General features: G+C 43.7%; 17 protein-coding genes. 15 read left to right on the forward strand and 2 right to left on the reverse strand.

The genetic code is table 11. The features are described 5' to 3' along the window. Window positions 1-24: 24 nt before the first annotated feature. Genes clpX through whiA form a run of 6 tightly spaced genes read left to right on the forward strand, consistent with a single transcriptional unit; the run spans window position 25 to window position 5,067 of the window. Window positions 25-1,257 (forward strand): ATP-dependent Clp protease ATP-binding subunit ClpX, encoded by a 1,233-nt coding sequence (clpX, locus tag AB2B49_RS03420; RefSeq protein WP_002879862.1) that lies wholly within the window; start codon window positions 25-27, stop codon window positions 1,255-1,257. An 8-nt stretch (window positions 1,258-1,265) separates the two neighbouring features. Then, window positions 1,266-1,853, forward strand: a complete 588-nt coding sequence (gene yihA / locus AB2B49_RS03425) for a ribosome biogenesis GTP-binding protein YihA/YsxC (protein ID WP_000405203.1) — start codon at window positions 1,266-1,268, stop codon at window positions 1,851-1,853. Window positions 1,854-1,862: 9 nt separating this feature from the next. Next, complete coding sequence (locus AB2B49_RS03430; RefSeq protein WP_001140423.1) at window positions 1,863-2,243, forward strand: RidA family protein; 381 nt, start codon at window positions 1,863-1,865, stop codon at window positions 2,241-2,243. Between the two features lie 51 nt (window positions 2,244-2,294). Next, window positions 2,295-3,185, forward strand: a complete 891-nt coding sequence (gene rapZ / locus AB2B49_RS03435; RefSeq protein ID WP_000163046.1) for an RNase adapter RapZ — start codon at window positions 2,295-2,297, stop codon at window positions 3,183-3,185. Continuing rightward, window positions 3,182-4,159: a YvcK family protein gene (locus tag AB2B49_RS03440; RefSeq protein ID WP_049505289.1), complete on the forward strand. Its 978-nt coding sequence runs from the start codon at window positions 3,182-3,184 to the stop codon at window positions 4,157-4,159. Before rapZ ends, AB2B49_RS03440 begins: the two co-directional genes overlap by 4 nt. Beyond that, window positions 4,156-5,067, forward strand: a complete 912-nt coding sequence (gene whiA / locus AB2B49_RS03445) for a DNA-binding protein WhiA (protein WP_049505290.1) — start codon at window positions 4,156-4,158, stop codon at window positions 5,065-5,067. Before AB2B49_RS03440 ends, whiA begins: the two co-directional genes overlap by 4 nt. Before the next feature lie 32 nt (window positions 5,068-5,099). Here whiA and AB2B49_RS03450 read toward each other — a convergent pair whose 3' ends face one another. Next, a complete protein-coding gene (locus AB2B49_RS03450) occupies window positions 5,100-6,068 on the reverse strand; it encodes an NAD(P)/FAD-dependent oxidoreductase (protein ID WP_049505291.1) in 969 nt (322 codons plus the stop codon). A 136-nt stretch (window positions 6,069-6,204) separates the two neighbouring features. Between AB2B49_RS03450 and cdaA the strand changes: the two genes are divergently transcribed. From cdaA to AB2B49_RS03495, 9 genes are all read left to right on the forward strand, one after another. Further along, window positions 6,205-7,062 carry a diadenylate cyclase CdaA gene (gene cdaA / locus AB2B49_RS03455; RefSeq protein WP_049505292.1) on the forward strand — a complete coding sequence of 286 codons (858 nt, stop codon included), beginning with the start codon at window positions 6,205-6,207 and terminating at the stop codon, window positions 7,060-7,062. Continuing rightward, complete coding sequence (locus tag AB2B49_RS03460; protein WP_049505293.1) at window positions 7,049-7,846, forward strand: CdaR family protein; 798 nt, start codon at window positions 7,049-7,051, stop codon at window positions 7,844-7,846. The genes cdaA and AB2B49_RS03460 overlap by 14 nt, the downstream gene beginning before the upstream one ends. 30 nt (window positions 7,847-7,876) lie before the next feature. Next, window positions 7,877-9,229, forward strand: a complete 1,353-nt coding sequence (gene glmM, locus AB2B49_RS03465) for a phosphoglucosamine mutase (protein WP_049505294.1) — start codon at window positions 7,877-7,879, stop codon at window positions 9,227-9,229. Between the two features lie 74 nt (window positions 9,230-9,303). Further along, a complete protein-coding gene (locus tag AB2B49_RS03470; RefSeq protein ID WP_049505295.1) occupies window positions 9,304-9,678 on the forward strand; it encodes a DUF1149 family protein in 375 nt (124 codons plus the stop codon). A 2-nt stretch (window positions 9,679-9,680) separates the two neighbouring features. Next, window positions 9,681-10,529 (forward strand): DegV family protein, encoded by an 849-nt coding sequence (locus AB2B49_RS03475; protein WP_049505296.1) that lies wholly within the window; start codon window positions 9,681-9,683, stop codon window positions 10,527-10,529. Between the two features lie 40 nt (window positions 10,530-10,569). Further along, window positions 10,570-11,337 (forward strand): 4-hydroxy-tetrahydrodipicolinate reductase, encoded by a 768-nt coding sequence (dapB, locus tag AB2B49_RS03480; RefSeq protein WP_320691919.1) that lies wholly within the window; start codon window positions 10,570-10,572, stop codon window positions 11,335-11,337. Further along, window positions 11,334-12,533, forward strand: coding sequence for a CCA tRNA nucleotidyltransferase (locus AB2B49_RS03485; protein ID WP_320691920.1), 1,200 nt, complete (start codon window positions 11,334-11,336; stop codon window positions 12,531-12,533). The genes dapB and AB2B49_RS03485 overlap by 4 nt, the downstream gene beginning before the upstream one ends. Then, complete coding sequence (locus tag AB2B49_RS03490) at window positions 12,530-14,398, forward strand: ABC-F family ATP-binding cassette domain-containing protein (protein ID WP_320691921.1); 1,869 nt, start codon at window positions 12,530-12,532, stop codon at window positions 14,396-14,398. The genes AB2B49_RS03485 and AB2B49_RS03490 overlap by 4 nt, the downstream gene beginning before the upstream one ends. After that, the gene (locus AB2B49_RS03495) at window positions 14,395-15,006 is read left to right on the forward strand and encodes a hypothetical protein (RefSeq protein ID WP_320691922.1); all 612 of its coding nucleotides are present in this window, start codon (window positions 14,395-14,397) and stop codon (window positions 15,004-15,006) included. The genes AB2B49_RS03490 and AB2B49_RS03495 overlap by 4 nt, the downstream gene beginning before the upstream one ends. 53 nt (window positions 15,007-15,059) lie before the next feature. On the opposite strand, the gene mntE is transcribed toward AB2B49_RS03495, so the two are convergent. After that, window positions 15,060-16,253 carry a CDF family manganese efflux transporter MntE gene (mntE, locus tag AB2B49_RS03500; RefSeq protein ID WP_320691923.1) on the reverse strand — a complete coding sequence of 398 codons (1,194 nt, stop codon included), beginning with the start codon at window positions 16,251-16,253 and terminating at the stop codon, window positions 15,060-15,062. Between the last annotated feature and the right edge of the window lie 289 nt (window positions 16,254-16,542).

Genomic DNA, 16,542 nt, shown 5'->3' on the forward strand with positions numbered 1-16,542 from the left:
GATAAATTAGAATGGAAGGAAATCATGCCTACAAATAGGAAAAATGATATGATGGTTTATTGCTCATTTTGTGGCAAGAGCCAAGAAGAAGTAAAGAAAATAATCGCTGGGAACAACGCCTTTATCTGTAATGAATGTGTGGAGTTGGCCCAGGAAATCATTCGGGAGGAGTTGGCCGAGGAAGTTTTGGCAGACTTGTCTGAAGTACCAAAGCCAATCGAACTCCTCAATATCTTAAACCACTATGTGATTGGTCAGGATCGTGCTAAACGTGCCTTGGCAGTGGCTGTATACAATCACTATAAACGCATCAATTTCCATGATACGCGTGAAGAGTCAGAAGATGTGGATTTGCAGAAGTCAAACATCTTGATGATTGGTCCAACTGGATCAGGGAAAACTTTCTTGGCTCAGACTTTGGCTAAGAGCTTGAACGTGCCTTTTGCTATTGCAGATGCGACAGCTCTGACTGAGGCTGGTTATGTGGGTGAGGACGTGGAGAATATCCTCCTCAAACTCTTGCAGGCTGCAGACTTTAACATTGAACGTGCAGAGCGTGGGATTATCTACGTGGATGAAATTGACAAGATTGCCAAGAAGAGCGAGAACGTGTCTATCACACGTGACGTTTCGGGTGAAGGGGTGCAACAAGCCCTCCTCAAGATTATTGAGGGAACCGTTGCTAGCGTGCCACCTCAAGGTGGACGCAAACATCCACAACAAGAGATGATTCAGGTGGATACCAAGAATATCCTCTTTATCGTGGGTGGTGCTTTTGATGGCATCGAAGAAATCGTTAAACAACGTCTGGGAGAAAAAGTCATCGGTTTTGGCCAAAATAACAAGGCGATTGACGAAAACAGCTCCTACATGCAAGAAATCATCGCAGAAGATATTCAAAAATTTGGGATTATCCCTGAGTTGATTGGACGCTTGCCTGTCTTTGCTGCTCTTGAGCAATTGACGGTCGATGACTTGGTTCGCATCTTGAAAGAGCCAAGAAATGCCTTGGTGAAACAATACCAAACCTTGCTTTCTTATGATGATGTTGAGTTGGAATTTGAAGATGAAGCCCTTCAAGAAATCGCCAATAAGGCTATCGAACGCAAAACTGGTGCGCGTGGTCTTCGGTCTATTATCGAAGAAACCATGCTAGACGTTATGTTTGAAGTGCCAAGTCAAGAAAATGTGAAATTGGTCCGCATCACGAAAGAAGCTGTCGATGGAACAGAAAAACCCATCCTAGAAACAGCCTAGAGGTGACTATGGAAATCAATACACACAATGCTGAAATCCTGCTCAGTGCGGCAAACAAGTCCCACTATCCGCAGGATGAACTACCAGAGATTGCCCTTGCAGGGCGTTCAAATGTTGGCAAGTCTAGCTTTATCAACACCATGTTGAACCGCAAAAATCTTGCTCGTACATCAGGAAAACCTGGGAAGACCCAGTTACTCAACTTCTTCAACATTGATGACAAGATGCGTTTTGTGGATGTACCAGGTTATGGCTATGCCCGCGTTTCTAAAAAGGAACGTGAAAAGTGGGGGCGCATGATTGAGGAGTACCTAACGACTCGGGAAAATCTCCGTGCGGTTGTTAGTTTGGTGGATCTCCGCCACGACCCGTCAGCAGATGATGTGCAGATGTACGAATTTCTCAAGTATTATGAGATTCCGGTTATCATCGTTGCGACTAAGGCAGATAAGATTCCTCGTGGTAAGTGGAACAAGCATGAATCAGCAATCAAAAAGAAATTAAACTTTGACCCAAGTGACGACTTCATCCTATTTTCATCTGTCAGCAAGGCAGGGATGGATCAGGCTTGGGATGCAATATTAGAAAAATTGTGAGGGAAAGAAATGGCAAAAACAATTCATACAGACAAAGCTCCAAAAGCAATCGGACCTTATGTTCAAGGAAAAATCGTTGGTAATCTTTTGTTTGCTAGCGGTCAAGTTCCCCTATCTCCTGAAACTGGAGAAATTGTAGGAGAGACTATCCAAGAACAGACAGAACAAGTTTTGAAAAATATCGGTGCTATTTTGGCTGAAGCAGGAACAGACTTTGACCATGTTGTCAAAACAACTTGCTTCTTGAGTGATATGAATGACTTTGTTCCTTTTAACGAGGTTTACCAGACTGCCTTTAACGAGGAATTTCCAGCTCGTTCAGCTGTAGAGGTTGCACGTCTTCCTCGTGATGTAAAAGTCGAAATTGAAGTGATCGCAGAGATTGGATAAGCTAGTTGAAGTTTGGCTCTGCCAAACTTTTTTTGATATAAGGAGAGATAGATGACAAAGAAACAACTTCACCTGGTAATTGTGACAGGGATGAGTGGCGCAGGGAAAACAGTAGCCATTCAGTCCTTCGAGGATTTGGGATATTTCACTATTGACAATATGCCACCAGCCCTCTTGCCAAAGTTTTTGCAGTTGGTAGAGACCAAGGATGATGACCACAAACTGGCCTTGGTTGTGGACATGCGTAGCCGTTCCTTCTTTTCAGAGATTCAGGCCGTTTTGGATGAATTGGAAAACCAAGATGATTTGGATTTCAAAATTCTCTTTTTGGATGCAAAAGATAAGGAATTGGTGGCCCGTTACAAGGAAACCAGACGGAGTCACCCTCTAGCAGCGGATGGTCGGATTTTGGACGGCATCAAGCTGGAGCGCGAGCTCTTGGCACCTTTGAAAAACATGAGCCAAAATGTGGTGGATACGACAGAACTTACTCCGCGTGAACTTCGTAAAACCATTGCTGAGCAATTTTCAGACCAAGAACAGGCCCAGTCTTTCCGTATCGAGGTCATGTCTTTTGGCTTTAAATATGGAATTCCAATCGATGCAGATTTGGTCTTTGATGTCCGTTTCTTGCCAAATCCATACTACCTCCCTGAACTCCGTAATCAGACAGGTGAGGATCAAGCAGTTTATGACTATGTGATGAATCATGAAGAGTCTGAAAGTTTTTATCAGCACTTACTCGCCTTGATTGAGCCCATTTTGCCAAGTTACAAAAAAGAAGGCAAGTCTGTTTTAACCATTGCAGTAGGATGTACAGGTGGACAACACCGTAGTGTTGCCTTTGCCAAACGCATAGCTGAGGACCTTGCTAAAAACTGGCCTGTCAATGAAAGCCATCGTGACAAAGACAGAAGAAAGGAAACGGTAAACCGTTCATGAGAAAACCAAAGATAACGGTAATTGGTGGAGGAACAGGTATCCCCGTCATTTTGAAAAGCTTGCGAGAAAAGGATGTTGATATCGCAGCTATCGTAACGGTAGCTGATGATGGTGGCTCTTCTGGTGAACTAAGAAAGAATATCCAACAGCTGACACCACCAGGCGATCTTCGCAATGTCCTGGTAGCCATGTCGGATATGCCTAAGTTTTATGAGAAGGTTTTTCAGTACCGTTTCTCAGAAGAGGCTGGAGCTTTTGCGGGTCATCCCTTGGGGAATATCATCATAGCAGGGCTCTCTGAAATGCAAGGATCTACCTACAATGCTATGCAATTACTCAGTAAGTTCTTTCACACAACAGGAAAAATCTACCCCTCAAGCGATCAGCCTTTGACACTGCATGCAGTCTTTAGAGACGGTTCTGAGGTGGCAGGTGAGAGCCACATTGCAGATCATCCAGGCATGATCGACCATGTCTATGTGACCAATACCTTGGATGATGAGACACCCCAAGCCAGCCGTCGAGTAGTCAATACCATTCTCGAGAGTGACATGATTGTCTTGGGGCCTGGTTCCCTCTTTACATCGATTTTGCCGAATATTGTCATCGAGGAGATTGGACAGGCACTCTTGGAGACTAAGGCAGAGATCGCCTATGTCTGCAATATCATGACCCAGCGTGGGGAAACAGAGCACTTTTCAGACAGTGACCACGTGGAAGTCCTCCATCGACACTTAGGTCGGCCTTTTATTGATACGGTCTTGGTTAATATCGAGAAGGTTCCTAGAGAATACATGGATACCAACCGTTTTGATGAATATTTGGTTCAGGTAGAGCATGACTTTGCTGGTCTTTGCAAGCAGGTCCCTCGTGTGATTTCATCCAACTTCCTTCGTTTGGAAAATGGAGGAGCCTTCCATGATGGCGATTTGATTGTAGATGAATTGATGCGCATTATACAGGTGAGAAAATGAGTTTCACAGTTGCAGTAAAAGAGGAAATTCTTGGTCAACACCATCTCAGTCGTTATGAACTATCGGCCATTATCAAGATGTCTGGTAGCATCGGTCTCTCGACTTCAGGCTTGACCTTGTCCGTCGTGACCGAAAATGCCAAGTTGGCTCGGCACCTTTATGAATCCTTTCTCCATTTTTATGAGATCAAGTCAGAAATTCGTCACCATCAGAGAAGCAATCTTCGCAAGAATCGTGTCTACACGGTCTATACTGATGAGAGGGTGCAGGAGCTTTTAGCTGATTTGCGGCTTGCGGATTCCTTCTTTGGTTTGGAGACGGGTATTGATCCCGATATTTTAGCAGATGAGGAGGCTGGTCGTGCTTACTTATGTGGGGCCTTTCTGGCAAATGGTAGCATCCGAGATCCTGAGTCTGGCAAGTACCAGTTGGAGATCAGTTCCGTTTATTTGGACCACGCCCAAGGACTAGCCTCTCTCCTTCAGCAGTTTTTGCTGGACGCCAAGGTTATTGAGCGCAAGAAAGGTGCAGTTACCTATCTTCAACGTGCAGAGGACATCATGGATTTCTTGATCGTGATTGGGGCCATGCAAGCGCGTGATAATTTTGAGCGCGTCAAGATTTTGCGTGAAACCCGTAATGATCTCAATCGGGCTAATAATGCCGAGACAGCTAATATCGCTCGAACGGTTTCTGCTAGTATGAAGACCATCAATAATATCAGTAAAATCAAAGATAGAATGGGTTTGGAAAATTTACCCGTGGATTTGCAAGAGGTAGCGCAGTTGCGGATTCAGCACCCAGACTACTCTATCCAGCAGTTGGCAGATAGCCTGAGCAATCCCCTGACCAAAAGTGGCGTCAACCACAGACTTAGAAAGATCAATAAAATAGCAGATGAACTATAAAACCACGAATCAGTTGATTCGTGGTTCTTTTCCTATAAACTGGTCGAGTGTTTAGGTTGAACTTTTTGTTCTGGGTCAATGTAGTTAATGGCATTGTTAACAGCTGTTGGAGCTTCCCCCAGTCCTGTCGCAATCAAATCAATCTTACCTTCATAGTAGCAGCAGTCGCCGATAGCATAGATACCTGCTTGGCTGGATTCTTGCTTGCTATTGACGATAATCTTATGACGGTTGAGGTCCAGACCCCAATTTTTAAGATTACCGACAGATGATTTGAAACCATAGTTGACAAAGAGATGGTCTGCTTCGATAGTTTCGGTTTCATCTGATTTGACTTTGGTGATTTCTAGTTTGTCGAGTGTTTTACCATCTCCAAGGAGTTGGCTAGGGACGAACGGTGTCTTGATGGTCACAGATGATTCTTGCAAGGCTTGCACACTATGTTCCAAGGCGCGGAAATTATCTCTGCGGTGAACGAGGGTAGTTGGGGCAATCTTTTCAAAAGCCAGAGCCCAGTCCACTGCGGAGTCCCCGCCACCAAGGATGGTTACTTTCTTGCCAGCGTATTGTTGGATGTTGGAAACGTGGTAGTGGATGTTTTCATAGTCCTCAACACCGTCTAATTCGAGTGGCCGTGGTTTAAAGGCACCGCCACCCATGGCAATGATGACTGTTTTGGTCAGGTGTCTTCCCTTGTTGGTTGTAATGCTAAATCCTTGATCTTGTTTCTCAATCTCAAGAACGGTTTCGTTGAGGTGAACAGGTGTGTCAAAGCCATCTAGCTGCTCAAGCAAACGCTTGGTTAACTCTTCTCCAGTTAAGTTTGGAAAACCTGGCACATCAAGGATTTGCTTTTCAGGGTAGAGGATGGCTGGTTGACCACCGAGCTGGGGAAGGGAGTCGATGATTTGGACTTTGGCTTGGCGTAGGTGGGCGTAAAAGGCAGCAAAGAGCCCGACAGGACCGCCACCTACAATGGTAATATCATAGAGTTGAGACATGATTTCTCCTTCGTTTTTTCTAGTCAGTTTATTTTATCATAATTTTGCTTAATTTAAAATGAAGTAGGATGGGGAAAAAATGAGCAGAAAATGGTATAATAGTACGGAAAGTGTTTTGACAGGGAGGAGGCCAGGGATGAATTTTCAACAATTATCCAATTTGCAATACTGGACGAGTTTGTTTTCAAGTCCTTGGACAATAGTCACCAATCTGATTGATATTCTCATTGTGACTTATATTTTATATCATTTTACCAAAGCGATTGCAGGGACCAAAATCATGATATTGGTGCGGGGTGTTCTGGTCTTTATTTTAGGTCAGATTCTGTCCAATATGATTGGTTTAACGACCATTTCCTGGCTGATCAATCAGATCATCACTTACGGGGTTATCGCAGCGGTGGTTATTTTTTCACCAGAGATTCGGACTGGTTTGGAACGATTGGGCCGGGCTACGGATTTCTTCTACAATGCCCCTATTAGTGCAGAAGAGCAAATGGTTCGTGCCTTTGTCAAATCAGTCGAGTACATGAGTCCGCGTAAGATTGGTGCTCTAGTAGCGGTGCAGCGTGTGAGAACCTTGCAGGAATACATCTCAACTGGGATTCCTCTAGATGCTAAAATTTCCTCTGAGTTATTGATTAATATCTTTATCCCCAATACACCCTTGCACGATGGTGCGGTCATTGTCAGAGAAGACAGGATTGCCGTAACTTCAGCCTACCTACCCCTGACTGAAAATACTGGAATTTCCAAGGAGTTTGGAACACGTCATAGGGCGGCGATTGGTTTGTCAGAAGTATCGGATGCTCTTACCTTTGTGGTTTCTGAGGAAACAGGTGGAATCTCAATCACCTATAATGGAGTCTTTAAGCATGATTTGACCTTGGAAGAGTTTGAATCGGAGTTAAGAAGAATCTTGCTTCCAGCATCAGAGAAAAAACAAGGTCTGAAAGAGCGTTTGCTAGGAGGATTGAAACATGAGAAAAAATAGTCTTTATATTATTTCTTCCTTCTTTTTCGCCTGCATCCTCTTTATCTACGCGACTTCTACAAACTACCAGAATAGCAACAGTGCCAGACAAGTGCGGACAGAAACTTATACCAACACGGTCCTTAATGTCCCAATCGATATTCAGTATGACAGTGATCAGTATTTTATCAGTGGTTTTACATCTGAAGTTACTGTCTTCCTAACTGGATCAAATAGAGTTGCATTAGCGAGCGAGATGCAGGAAAGCACTCGGAAATTCAAGGTCAAAGCTGACTTAACCAATGCTAGTGTAGGAACCATCGAAGTTCCTCTAACCATTGAAAATTTACCGAGTGGTTTGACGGCTGTTGCAACACCGCAAAAGATAACAGTGAAGGTCGGTAAAAAAGCAAAACGAGATAATGTAATCGTTGTGTCAGAGATTGACCCTAGTCAGATTGATTCTCGTGTGAAAATTGATACAGTCACTGTGTCAGATGAGAAAGTAACGGTTATTAGTGACGAGGAAACTCTCTCTAGAGTAGATCGTGTCATTGCCATCTTGCCAACGAGTGAACGGATAACAGGTAACTATTCGGCTTCTGTTCCTCTACAAGCAGTCGATAAAAATGGAAATGTCTTACCAAGCGTCATTATGCCATTTGACACTACAATGAAAATTACAACCAAGACAGTATCGTCTAGCTCGAGTTCTTCGTCAGCGACCTCGTCAACGGGCTCTTCAACCAGCAGTTCGTCTTCAACGAGTTCAGAAACGAAACCAGACTCGTCTAAACAGGACTAAATAAAATAGTAGAAAAGGATGATAAATAAAATGGGTAAATATTTTGGGACCGATGGAGTCCGTGGAGAAGCAAACGTAGAATTGACGCCAGAATTGGCCTTTAAATTGGGACGTTTTGGTGGTTATGTTCTTAGCCAACATGAAACGGAAGCTCCTAAAGTCTTTGTAGGACGTGATACACGTATCTCCGGAGAAATGCTAGAATCTGCCTTGGTGGCAGGTCTTCTATCAGTAGGGATTCACGTCTACAAACTGGGTGTCCTTGCAACACCAGCAGTAGCTTATTTGGTTAAAACTGAGGGAGCTAGTGCGGGTGTCATGATTTCAGCGAGTCACAACCCAGCCCTTGATAATGGAATTAAATTCTTTGGTGGGGATGGTTTCAAACTTGATGATGAAAAAGAAGCAGAAATCGAAGCCTTGCTTGATGCTACAGAAGACACTCTTCCTCGTCCGAGTGCTGAGGGCTTGGGAACCTTAGTGGACTATCCAGAAGGCTTACGTAAGTATGAAGGCTACCTTGTTTCAACTGGAACTCCTCTTGAAGGAATGAAAGTGGCCTTGGATACAGCCAACGGTGCAGCAGCTACGAGTGCTCGTCAGATTTTTGCTGATTTAGGTGCTCAGTTGACAGTTATCGGTGAGACACCAGATGGTCTTAATATCAACTTGAATGTTGGTTCAACACACCCAGAAGCTCTCCAAGAACTAGTCAAAGAAAGCCAGTCAGCTATTGGTTTGGCCTTTGACGGAGACAGTGACCGTTTGATTGCTGTTGATGAAAATGGCGACATCGTTGATGGTGATAAGATCATGTACATCATTGGGAAATATCTTTCTGAAAAAGGCCAGTTGGCTCAAAACACCATTGTGACAACAGTTATGTCTAACCTTGGTTTCCATAAGGCCTTGGAGAGTGCTGGCATTAACAAGGCAGTGACTGCTGTTGGTGACCGCTATGTCGTTGAAGAAATGAGAAAATCAGGCTACAATCTTGGTGGTGAACAGTCTGGTCACGTTATCTTGATGGACTACAATACAACTGGTGATGGTCAATTATCAGCTGTCCAATTGACCAAAATCATGAAAGAAACAGGTAAGAGCTTGTCTCAACTGGCATCAGAAGTGACGATTTACCCACAAAAATTGGTCAATATCCGAGTGGAAAATGCCATGAAAGAAAAAGCCATGGAAGTACCAGCTATCAAAGCCATCATCGAAAAGATGGAAGAAGAGATGGCAGGCAACGGCCGTATCCTTGTCCGCCCAAGTGGAACAGAACCCCTCTTGCGTGTCATGGCAGAAGCACCAACAACAGAAGAAGTCAACTACTATGTAGATACGATTGCTGCTGTGGTTAAAGATGAAATCGGAATTGACTAAAGCCTAGAAAAACTAGATGAAATGATAAAAATGTGGTACAATTGCATAGTAAATTGTAGCAATGGGAGAGAAAAATGAATCTTAAAAGAGAACAAGAATTTGTTAGCCAGTATCACTATGATGCTCGTAACTTTGAATGGGAAAATGAAAATGGCGCTCCTGAAACCAAGGTAGACGTGAACTTTCAGTTACTCCAACACGACCAAGAAAACCAAGTAACTTCGCTAGTTGTTATCTTGAGTTTCATGATTGTCTTTGACAAATTTGTCATCAGCGGGACGATTTCCCAAGTGAACCATGTGGAAGGTCGTATTGTCAACGAACCAAGCGAATTTAACCAAGAAGAAGTCGAAACCTTGGCACGTCCATGTTTGAACATGCTCAATCGTTTGACGTATGAAGTAACAGAAATCGCCTTGGATCTTCCAGGGATCAATTTGGAGTTTTAGTCATGAAATTAGCTGTCATTACAGATTCTTCCGCCTATTTAGAGGAGAAGACGCTGCAAAGAGAGAATCTATTTATCTTGGATATTCCTGTCAATATTGATGGGGAAGAGTATGTCGAAAGTGTCAATCTGACTGCTGAGGAATTTTATCAAAAAATGGCTCAGTCTGCTGAATTGCCTAAGACCAGTCAACCAAGTATTGCTAAATTGGATGAGATTCTAAGTTCCTTGAAAGAAGATGGCTATACCCATGTCTTGGGACTCTTTCTTTCGTCAGGGATTTCAGGTTTTTATCAGAATATCCAATATATGTTAGACGAGTATGAAGGTTTGACCATTGCCTTTCCAGATACTCATATCACAAGCTCCCCTCTAGGATTTATGGTAGAGAGTGCCTTTGAATGGGCAGAACAGGGCGATGATTTTGCTCAGATTCAGGAGAAATTGGCTATTCAAATCGCTGATAACTCCGCCTTTATCATAGTAGATGACCTTGATCACTTGGTTAAGGGAGGACGTCTGTCAAATGGTGCGGCCATCCTAGGAAATCTTCTCAGTATCAAGCCCATTCTTTACTTCAATGACCAAGGTGTAATTGAAGTTTACGAAAAAGTTCGTACGGAAAAGAAGGCAACCAAACGTTTGGTGGAAATCATCAAAGAGTTGACAAAAGATGAGGACTACCGTATTACAGTCATTCATGGGAACGCTCCTCAAAAGGCAGCGGATTTACGTCAGCTTTTGATTGAGAGTGGTGTGAATTCTGAGATTCCAATTGTTAGCTTTGGTAGTGTCATTGGGACCCACCTTGGAGAAGGCAGTATTGCCTTGAGCTATACGCCAGTTGTCTAGATTGTTCTGGGCAGGCTTTGTATCTTAGACAGGAGTAGAGATGAGTATTCGAGTAATTATTGCCGGTTTTAAGGGAAAGATGGGCCAAGCTGCTTGTCAGATGGTCTTGGCTGATCCAGACTTGGACTTGGTCGCAGTTTTGGATCCTTTTGAGTCTGAGTCAGAGTGGCAGGGGGTTCCTGTATTCAACGATAAGGCTGACTTGGCTGGTGTTGAAGCGGATGTCTGGGTGGATTTTACTACACCAGCCGTTGCCTACGAAAATACACGCTTTGCCCTTGAAAATGGCTTTGCTCCAGTAGTTGGAACAACAGGATTCACTAGTGAAGAAATTACAGAACTAAAAGCATTTTCTCGTGAACAAGATTTGGGTGGCTTGATTGCCCCTAACTTTGCCTTGGGCGCTGTCTTGCTTATGCAATTTGCGGCGCAGGCTGCCAAATATTTCCCAAATGTGGAGATTATCGAGCTCCATCATGACAAGAAAAAAGATGCTCCGAGCGGAACAGCCATTAAAACGGCTGAGTTGATGGCGGAAGTGCGTGAGTCTATCCAACAAGGTGCGCCTGACGAGGAAGAATTGATTGCAGGTGCCCGTGGTGCTGACTTTGATGGCATGCGCATCCACTCAGTCCGTCTACCAGGTTTGGTAGCTCATCAGGAAGTCATTTTTGGCAATCAGGGAGAAGGATTGACCCTTCGTCATGACTCCTATGATCGCAGCTCCTTCATGACAGGGGTCAATTTGGGAATCAAAGAAGTTGTCAAGCGTCATGAGCTTGTCTATGGATTAGAACACTTATTATGAGATTAACGCAAATGCCTTCTGAATTTCAGAAGGCTTTACCAGTATTAGAAAAAATTAAAGAAGCAGGCTTTGAAGCCTATTTTGTTGGTGGCTCCGTCAGAGATGCCCTTCTCAATCGTCCCATCCACGATGTGGATATTGCGACTTCTTCTTATCCAGAGGAGACTAAGCAGATTTTTCCGCGAACAGCCGATATCGGAATCGAGCACGGAACCGTCTTAGTTTTAGATGGCGATGAGGAATATGAAGTGACGACCTTTCGGACCGAAGATGTCTATGTGGACTATCGCAGACCCAGTGCGGTTTCCTTTGTGCGTTCGCTAGAAGAAGACCTCAAGCGCCGTGATTTTACAGTCAACGCCTTTGCCTTGGATGAGACAGGCGAAATTATTGACTTGTTTCAGGGTTTAGAAGATTTGAAAAGCCAAGTCTTGCGAGCAGTTGGAGTGGCTAGTGAACGTTTTAACGAGGATGCTCTGCGGATTATGCGTGGTTTCCGTTTTCAGGCCAGTCTTGGTTTTAAACTTGAGTCAGAAACTTTTGAGGCGATGAAGACTTTGACGCCACTCTTGGAGAAAATTTCTGTGGAGCGCACCTTCGTTGAGTTTGATAAACTATTGCTGGCACCTTTTTGGCGAGTTGGTCTGTCTTCCATGATTGAAAGTCAAGCTTATGACTATCTTCCAGATATGGCAGGAAGCCAAGACAAGCTCAACAGACTGTTTGATTTAGAGGCGGATTTCACTTTTGAATCTTCCGAACAAGCTTGGGCGGCTCTATTGTGGGCTTTGGAGATTAAAGATGCACAGCCATTTTTGAAAGCTTGGAAGACCTCACGCCAGTTTGCCAAGCAAGTACAGGATTTGCTGACTATTTTGACTTTGCGAGAAGAAGGAGAGCTGAGCAAGCGCGATTGTTACCGCTTTGATTTGGATTCCCTTCTACAAGCCGAAAGTCTTCGTCAGGCTCAAGGGAAAGAAGTCAACCCGCAAGCCATCAAAGAAACTTACCAGAGTTTGACCATTCATGATAAGAAAGAAATTCAGATTAACGGTGGCATTTTGATTAAGGAATATGGTTACCAGCCAGGACCAGACTTGGGAGAGATTTTAACAGAGATTGAGTTTGCCATTGTCGATGGAGAGTTGGAAAATGATCGTCAAGCTATCCATGCTTACCTGAGGGAGAAAAAATGAGTGATTTTATTGTTGAAAAACTAAGTAAATCCGTCGGAGACAAGACCGTTTTTAAGGATATTTCTTTTATCATCCATGACTTGGATAGAATTGGTCTGATTGGTGTTAATGGAACGGGTAAGACCACCCTTTTGGACGTCCTTTCTGGACTTTCAGGCTTTGACGGGGATGTCAGTCCCTTTTCGGCAAAGAATGACTATAAGATTGGCTACTTGACCCAGGATCCTGATTTTGATGATAGCAAGACAGTTTTGGATACGGTTCTCTCTAGCGACCTCAAGGAAATCCAGCTCATTCGTGAGTATGAGTTAATCATGCTCAACTACAGTGAGGACAAGCAGGCTCGTTTGGAACGGGTCATGGCAGAGATGGATTCTCTCCAAGCTTGGGAAATTGAAAGCCAGGTCAAGACGGTCCTCAGCAAGCTAGGTATTCAGGCCTTGTCGACTCCGGTTGGTGAATTGTCAGGCGGTCTGAGAAGACGGGTTCAGTTGGCGCAAGTTCTCCTAGGAAACCACGACCTCTTGCTTCTGGACGAGCCAACCAACCACCTGGATATTGCGACCATTGAGTGGCTGACTCTTTTTTTGAAAAATTCCAAGAAGACCGTTCTCTTTATCACCCACGATCGTTATTTCCTAGATGCACTATCAACGCGGATTTTCGAGTTGGACCGAGCAGGCTTGACCGAGTATCAGGGAAATTATCAGGACTATGTTCGCCTCAAGGCTGAACAAGATGAGCGTGATGCAGCACTTCTCCACAAAAAGGAACAACTCTATAAGCAAGAATTAGCCTGGATGCGTAGACAACCGCAGGCCCGTGCGACCAAGCAACAGGCCCGTATCAATCGTTTCCACGATTTGAAAAAAGAAGTTTCAGGTGGCGTTGCTGATACAGACTTGACTATGAACTTTGAAACCAGTCGGATTGGGAAAAAAGTCATCGAGTTTCAGAATGTTTCCTTCGCCTATGAAAACAAGCCCATTTTGCATGATTTTAATCTCTTGGTGCAAGCCAAAGACCGTATCGGAATCGTTGGGGACAACGGTGTCGGGAAGTCAACTCTGCTTAATCTCATCGCAGGAAGTCTTGAGCCTACTAAAGGCCAAGTGATCATCGGTGAGACGGTTCGCATCGCCTATTTCTCTCAGCAAATTGAAGGATTGGATGAGAGCAAGCGAGTTATCAATTATCTGCAGGAAGTGGCAGAGGAGGTCAAGACCAGTGGTGGTTCTACGACTTCCATCGCTGAGTTGCTGGAGCAGTTCCTTTTCCCACGTTCAACCCATGGAACCTTGATTGAGAAATTGTCTGGTGGCGAGAAAAAACGCCTTTATCTCCTCAAATTGCTCTTGGAAAAACCAAATGTTCTTCTTTTGGACGAGCCGACAAATGACCTAGATATTGCGACCTTGACAGTTTTGGAAAATTTCTTGCAGGGCTTTGCAGGTCCTGTCTTGACAGTTAGCCACGATCGCTATTTCCTTGATAAGGTAGCGACCAAGATTCTCGCCTTTGAGAATGGCAAGATTCGTCCTTTCTTTGGCCATTACACCGACTATCTTGATGAAAAAGTCTTTGAAACAGAGATGGCCAATCAAGTGCAAAAGGCCGAAAAGGAGAAAGTGGTCAAGGTCCGTGAAGACAAGAAACGCATGACCTACCAAGAAAAGCAGGAGTGGGCAAGCATTGAAGGCGATATTGAAGCCTTGGAAAATCGTATTGCTGCTATTGAAGAAGAAATGCAGGCAAATGGCTCTGACTTTGGCAAATTGGCGATGCTTCAGAAAGAGCTAGACGAGAAAAACGAAGAACTCCTTGAAAAATACGAACGCTATGAATACCTAAGTGAGTTGGCATGATGGAAGAAAAAGTCATTAAACGTAGTCCCAAGAAAATCATTTGGAATACCTTGTTTGGCTTGGCTTCAGTGCTTTTCTTCTTGCTGCCTCTCTCTTATCTCCATTTGTACTCGCAAAAGGGAACCAGACTTCATACGATAAGTCTGTTATTAATACTGCTTGTCCTCTTTTGTGCTGGAGTAGTCGTTTATCAGACATACAGACTGTTAAGTTCCGATAAGGAATATTTGAAATGTACTGTCGAGGGATTTTACTACAAACCGAATCCAAAGAAACCCAGTCATTTCTACGCTTGGGCTGATGTAGAGGAATTTTCCTTCTCTCGGATTCGAGGGAAGTACAGGGATTCCTATCGGATTGAAGTCTATTTTAAAAACAAGGAAAATGTGAAATCCCAATCCTTCCTAGCTCTGTTGAAGAGAAGGATTCTCTCTTTTCATTCGTCAGCAGATTTGATCATCCCTATCTTTCTACTAGATGTAGGACTTCCTGAAAGGGTCTATGAGGCCATGAAGTACTATGAAAGAGAATGGCGTATCGAACAAAATCGTCAAGCAAGAAAAGAGGTAAAACAAGCTTCGAAAAGCAAATCTTCCAAACCGTCATAGTCTGTCTTTGCTTAAAGTAGAATAATCAAAAATGCCCTATCCACTGGATAGGGTCATTGTTTGTCTTCTTTTTTTGTTTCCTGATGAAAGATATTTTGCCAAGTTTCATGGCGACGCCAGATACTGGTATGGACGATACCATCTAGCTCATAGCAAATGAGTTTGGTTTTCTGACTAATGGAGGTAATCTGAATGTCCTTAATCGCAGCACTAAGTTCTTTTTCAGACTTATAAGCCTCTTTATCCATCTGCTCTCCATCTTGACGGATATAGAGAAAGTCCTCAGCAAGGAGTTCTTCTAGCTGATTTCCTTGGTCAATCAATTGCTCACGCATGAGCAGTTTTTTATAGACATTGTCTAAAATCTCGTCCTCAGGTATGGGAGCTGGCTCGATATGGACATCGGTATCAAAGACTCCAAAACGCTCTTCCAGCATGGACTCGACCTGGTCCGCAATCTCATGACTTTCATAGACTGATAGGTCAGGATTCATTTCCAGGGTGATATCAAGGTAGATATTGCTACCGTAGGTCCGCCCTCTTTGGGACTTGACCTTACTAATCTTTGGAATCTCCATGATGGCCTTTTGGTAGTCCTCTAGCAGACGGTCATCAAAACCATCTGAAAGACTGAAGGAAGACTCGATAAAGATATCATAGGCTGTTTTTAAGATAAAGAAGGTGATGATGATAGCGACCAATTTATCCACGATAGGGTAATTGAAACTGCTGGCTAAGATAGCAATGGAAGTCCCAAGCGAGGTGACAGCATCGGAAAGATTGTCCTTAGCAGCTGCTTTGAGAGCCTTGGATTTGGATTTCTTACTGAGGCGTGTATTGTAGAGATAGACCACAAACATAATCGCTGCAGAAATGATTCCTAGAGTTGCACCCAGAGGATCAATGGGTGTTTGTTCCCGACTAAGGATTTTCTGAATGGTGTCCCGAAGTACATCAAAACCAACATAGAACATGATGATGGAAGTAATCAAGCTAGCCAAATCTTCCATCTTCCAGTGACCAAAGCTATGGTCACGGTCTGCAGGTTGGCGGGCCATCCGAATCCCAATCAAGAGAGCAACATTTCCAATAATATCGGATACGTTGTTGAAACCATCTGCCACCAAACTGGAAGAATGCAGGAGGTGACCAGTTGCCAATTTTGCTGCAGACAAGAGGAGGTAGGTTGAAATGCTGATAATGGCTCCACGTTCTGCCAATTTGAGATTTGACATGGATTGGTTCATCGGGCTTCCTTTCTAGTCATATAGTATTCTACCATTATACTGGTTTTCAAGGGAAAATTCAAATTTAGTCTTGTTTCATCTGATTTAAACCCTTGAAAATTGTTCAAATTTTGATATAATAGTACTACTCAAGGGAGTAGCTGGCAGAAACCTGTGATAGTGTCGTCATTCCGAATTGTATACTGAAAAGTATGTTTTCCGGCACTATCTTAAACAGCGAGACTTGTTATGATTAACAGGTCTCTTTTTGTTTGTCATAAAACTAAAAGAGAACTTGTTTTGCACACAA

This window comes from Streptococcus jiangnanensis (assembly GCF_040888325.1).
Lineage (GTDB): Bacteria > Bacillota > Bacilli > Lactobacillales > Streptococcaceae > Streptococcus > Streptococcus jiangnanensis.

Coding starts and splice junctions, on each gene's coding strand:
- clpX (WP_002879862.1), top strand. CDS start 25: ATGCCTACAAATAGGAAAAATGATATGATGGTTTATTGCTCATTTTGT.
- yihA (WP_000405203.1), top strand. CDS start 1,266: ATGGAAATCAATACACACAATGCTGAAATCCTGCTCAGTGCGGCAAAC.
- AB2B49_RS03430 (WP_001140423.1), top strand. CDS start 1,863: ATGGCAAAAACAATTCATACAGACAAAGCTCCAAAAGCAATCGGACCT.
- rapZ (WP_000163046.1), top strand. CDS start 2,295: ATGACAAAGAAACAACTTCACCTGGTAATTGTGACAGGGATGAGTGGC.
- AB2B49_RS03440 (WP_049505289.1), top strand. CDS start 3,182: ATGAGAAAACCAAAGATAACGGTAATTGGTGGAGGAACAGGTATCCCC.
- whiA (WP_049505290.1), top strand. CDS start 4,156: ATGAGTTTCACAGTTGCAGTAAAAGAGGAAATTCTTGGTCAACACCAT.
- AB2B49_RS03450 (WP_049505291.1), bottom strand. CDS start 6,068: ATGTCTCAACTCTATGATATTACCATTGTAGGTGGCGGTCCTGTCGGG.
- cdaA (WP_049505292.1), top strand. CDS start 6,205: ATGAATTTTCAACAATTATCCAATTTGCAATACTGGACGAGTTTGTTT.
- AB2B49_RS03460 (WP_049505293.1), top strand. CDS start 7,049: ATGAGAAAAAATAGTCTTTATATTATTTCTTCCTTCTTTTTCGCCTGC.
- glmM (WP_049505294.1), top strand. CDS start 7,877: ATGGGTAAATATTTTGGGACCGATGGAGTCCGTGGAGAAGCAAACGTA.
- AB2B49_RS03470 (WP_049505295.1), top strand. CDS start 9,304: ATGAATCTTAAAAGAGAACAAGAATTTGTTAGCCAGTATCACTATGAT.
- AB2B49_RS03475 (WP_049505296.1), top strand. CDS start 9,681: ATGAAATTAGCTGTCATTACAGATTCTTCCGCCTATTTAGAGGAGAAG.
- dapB (WP_320691919.1), top strand. CDS start 10,570: ATGAGTATTCGAGTAATTATTGCCGGTTTTAAGGGAAAGATGGGCCAA.
- AB2B49_RS03485 (WP_320691920.1), top strand. CDS start 11,334: ATGAGATTAACGCAAATGCCTTCTGAATTTCAGAAGGCTTTACCAGTA.
- AB2B49_RS03490 (WP_320691921.1), top strand. CDS start 12,530: ATGAGTGATTTTATTGTTGAAAAACTAAGTAAATCCGTCGGAGACAAG.
- AB2B49_RS03495 (WP_320691922.1), top strand. CDS start 14,395: ATGATGGAAGAAAAAGTCATTAAACGTAGTCCCAAGAAAATCATTTGG.
- mntE (WP_320691923.1), bottom strand. CDS start 16,253: ATGAACCAATCCATGTCAAATCTCAAATTGGCAGAACGTGGAGCCATT.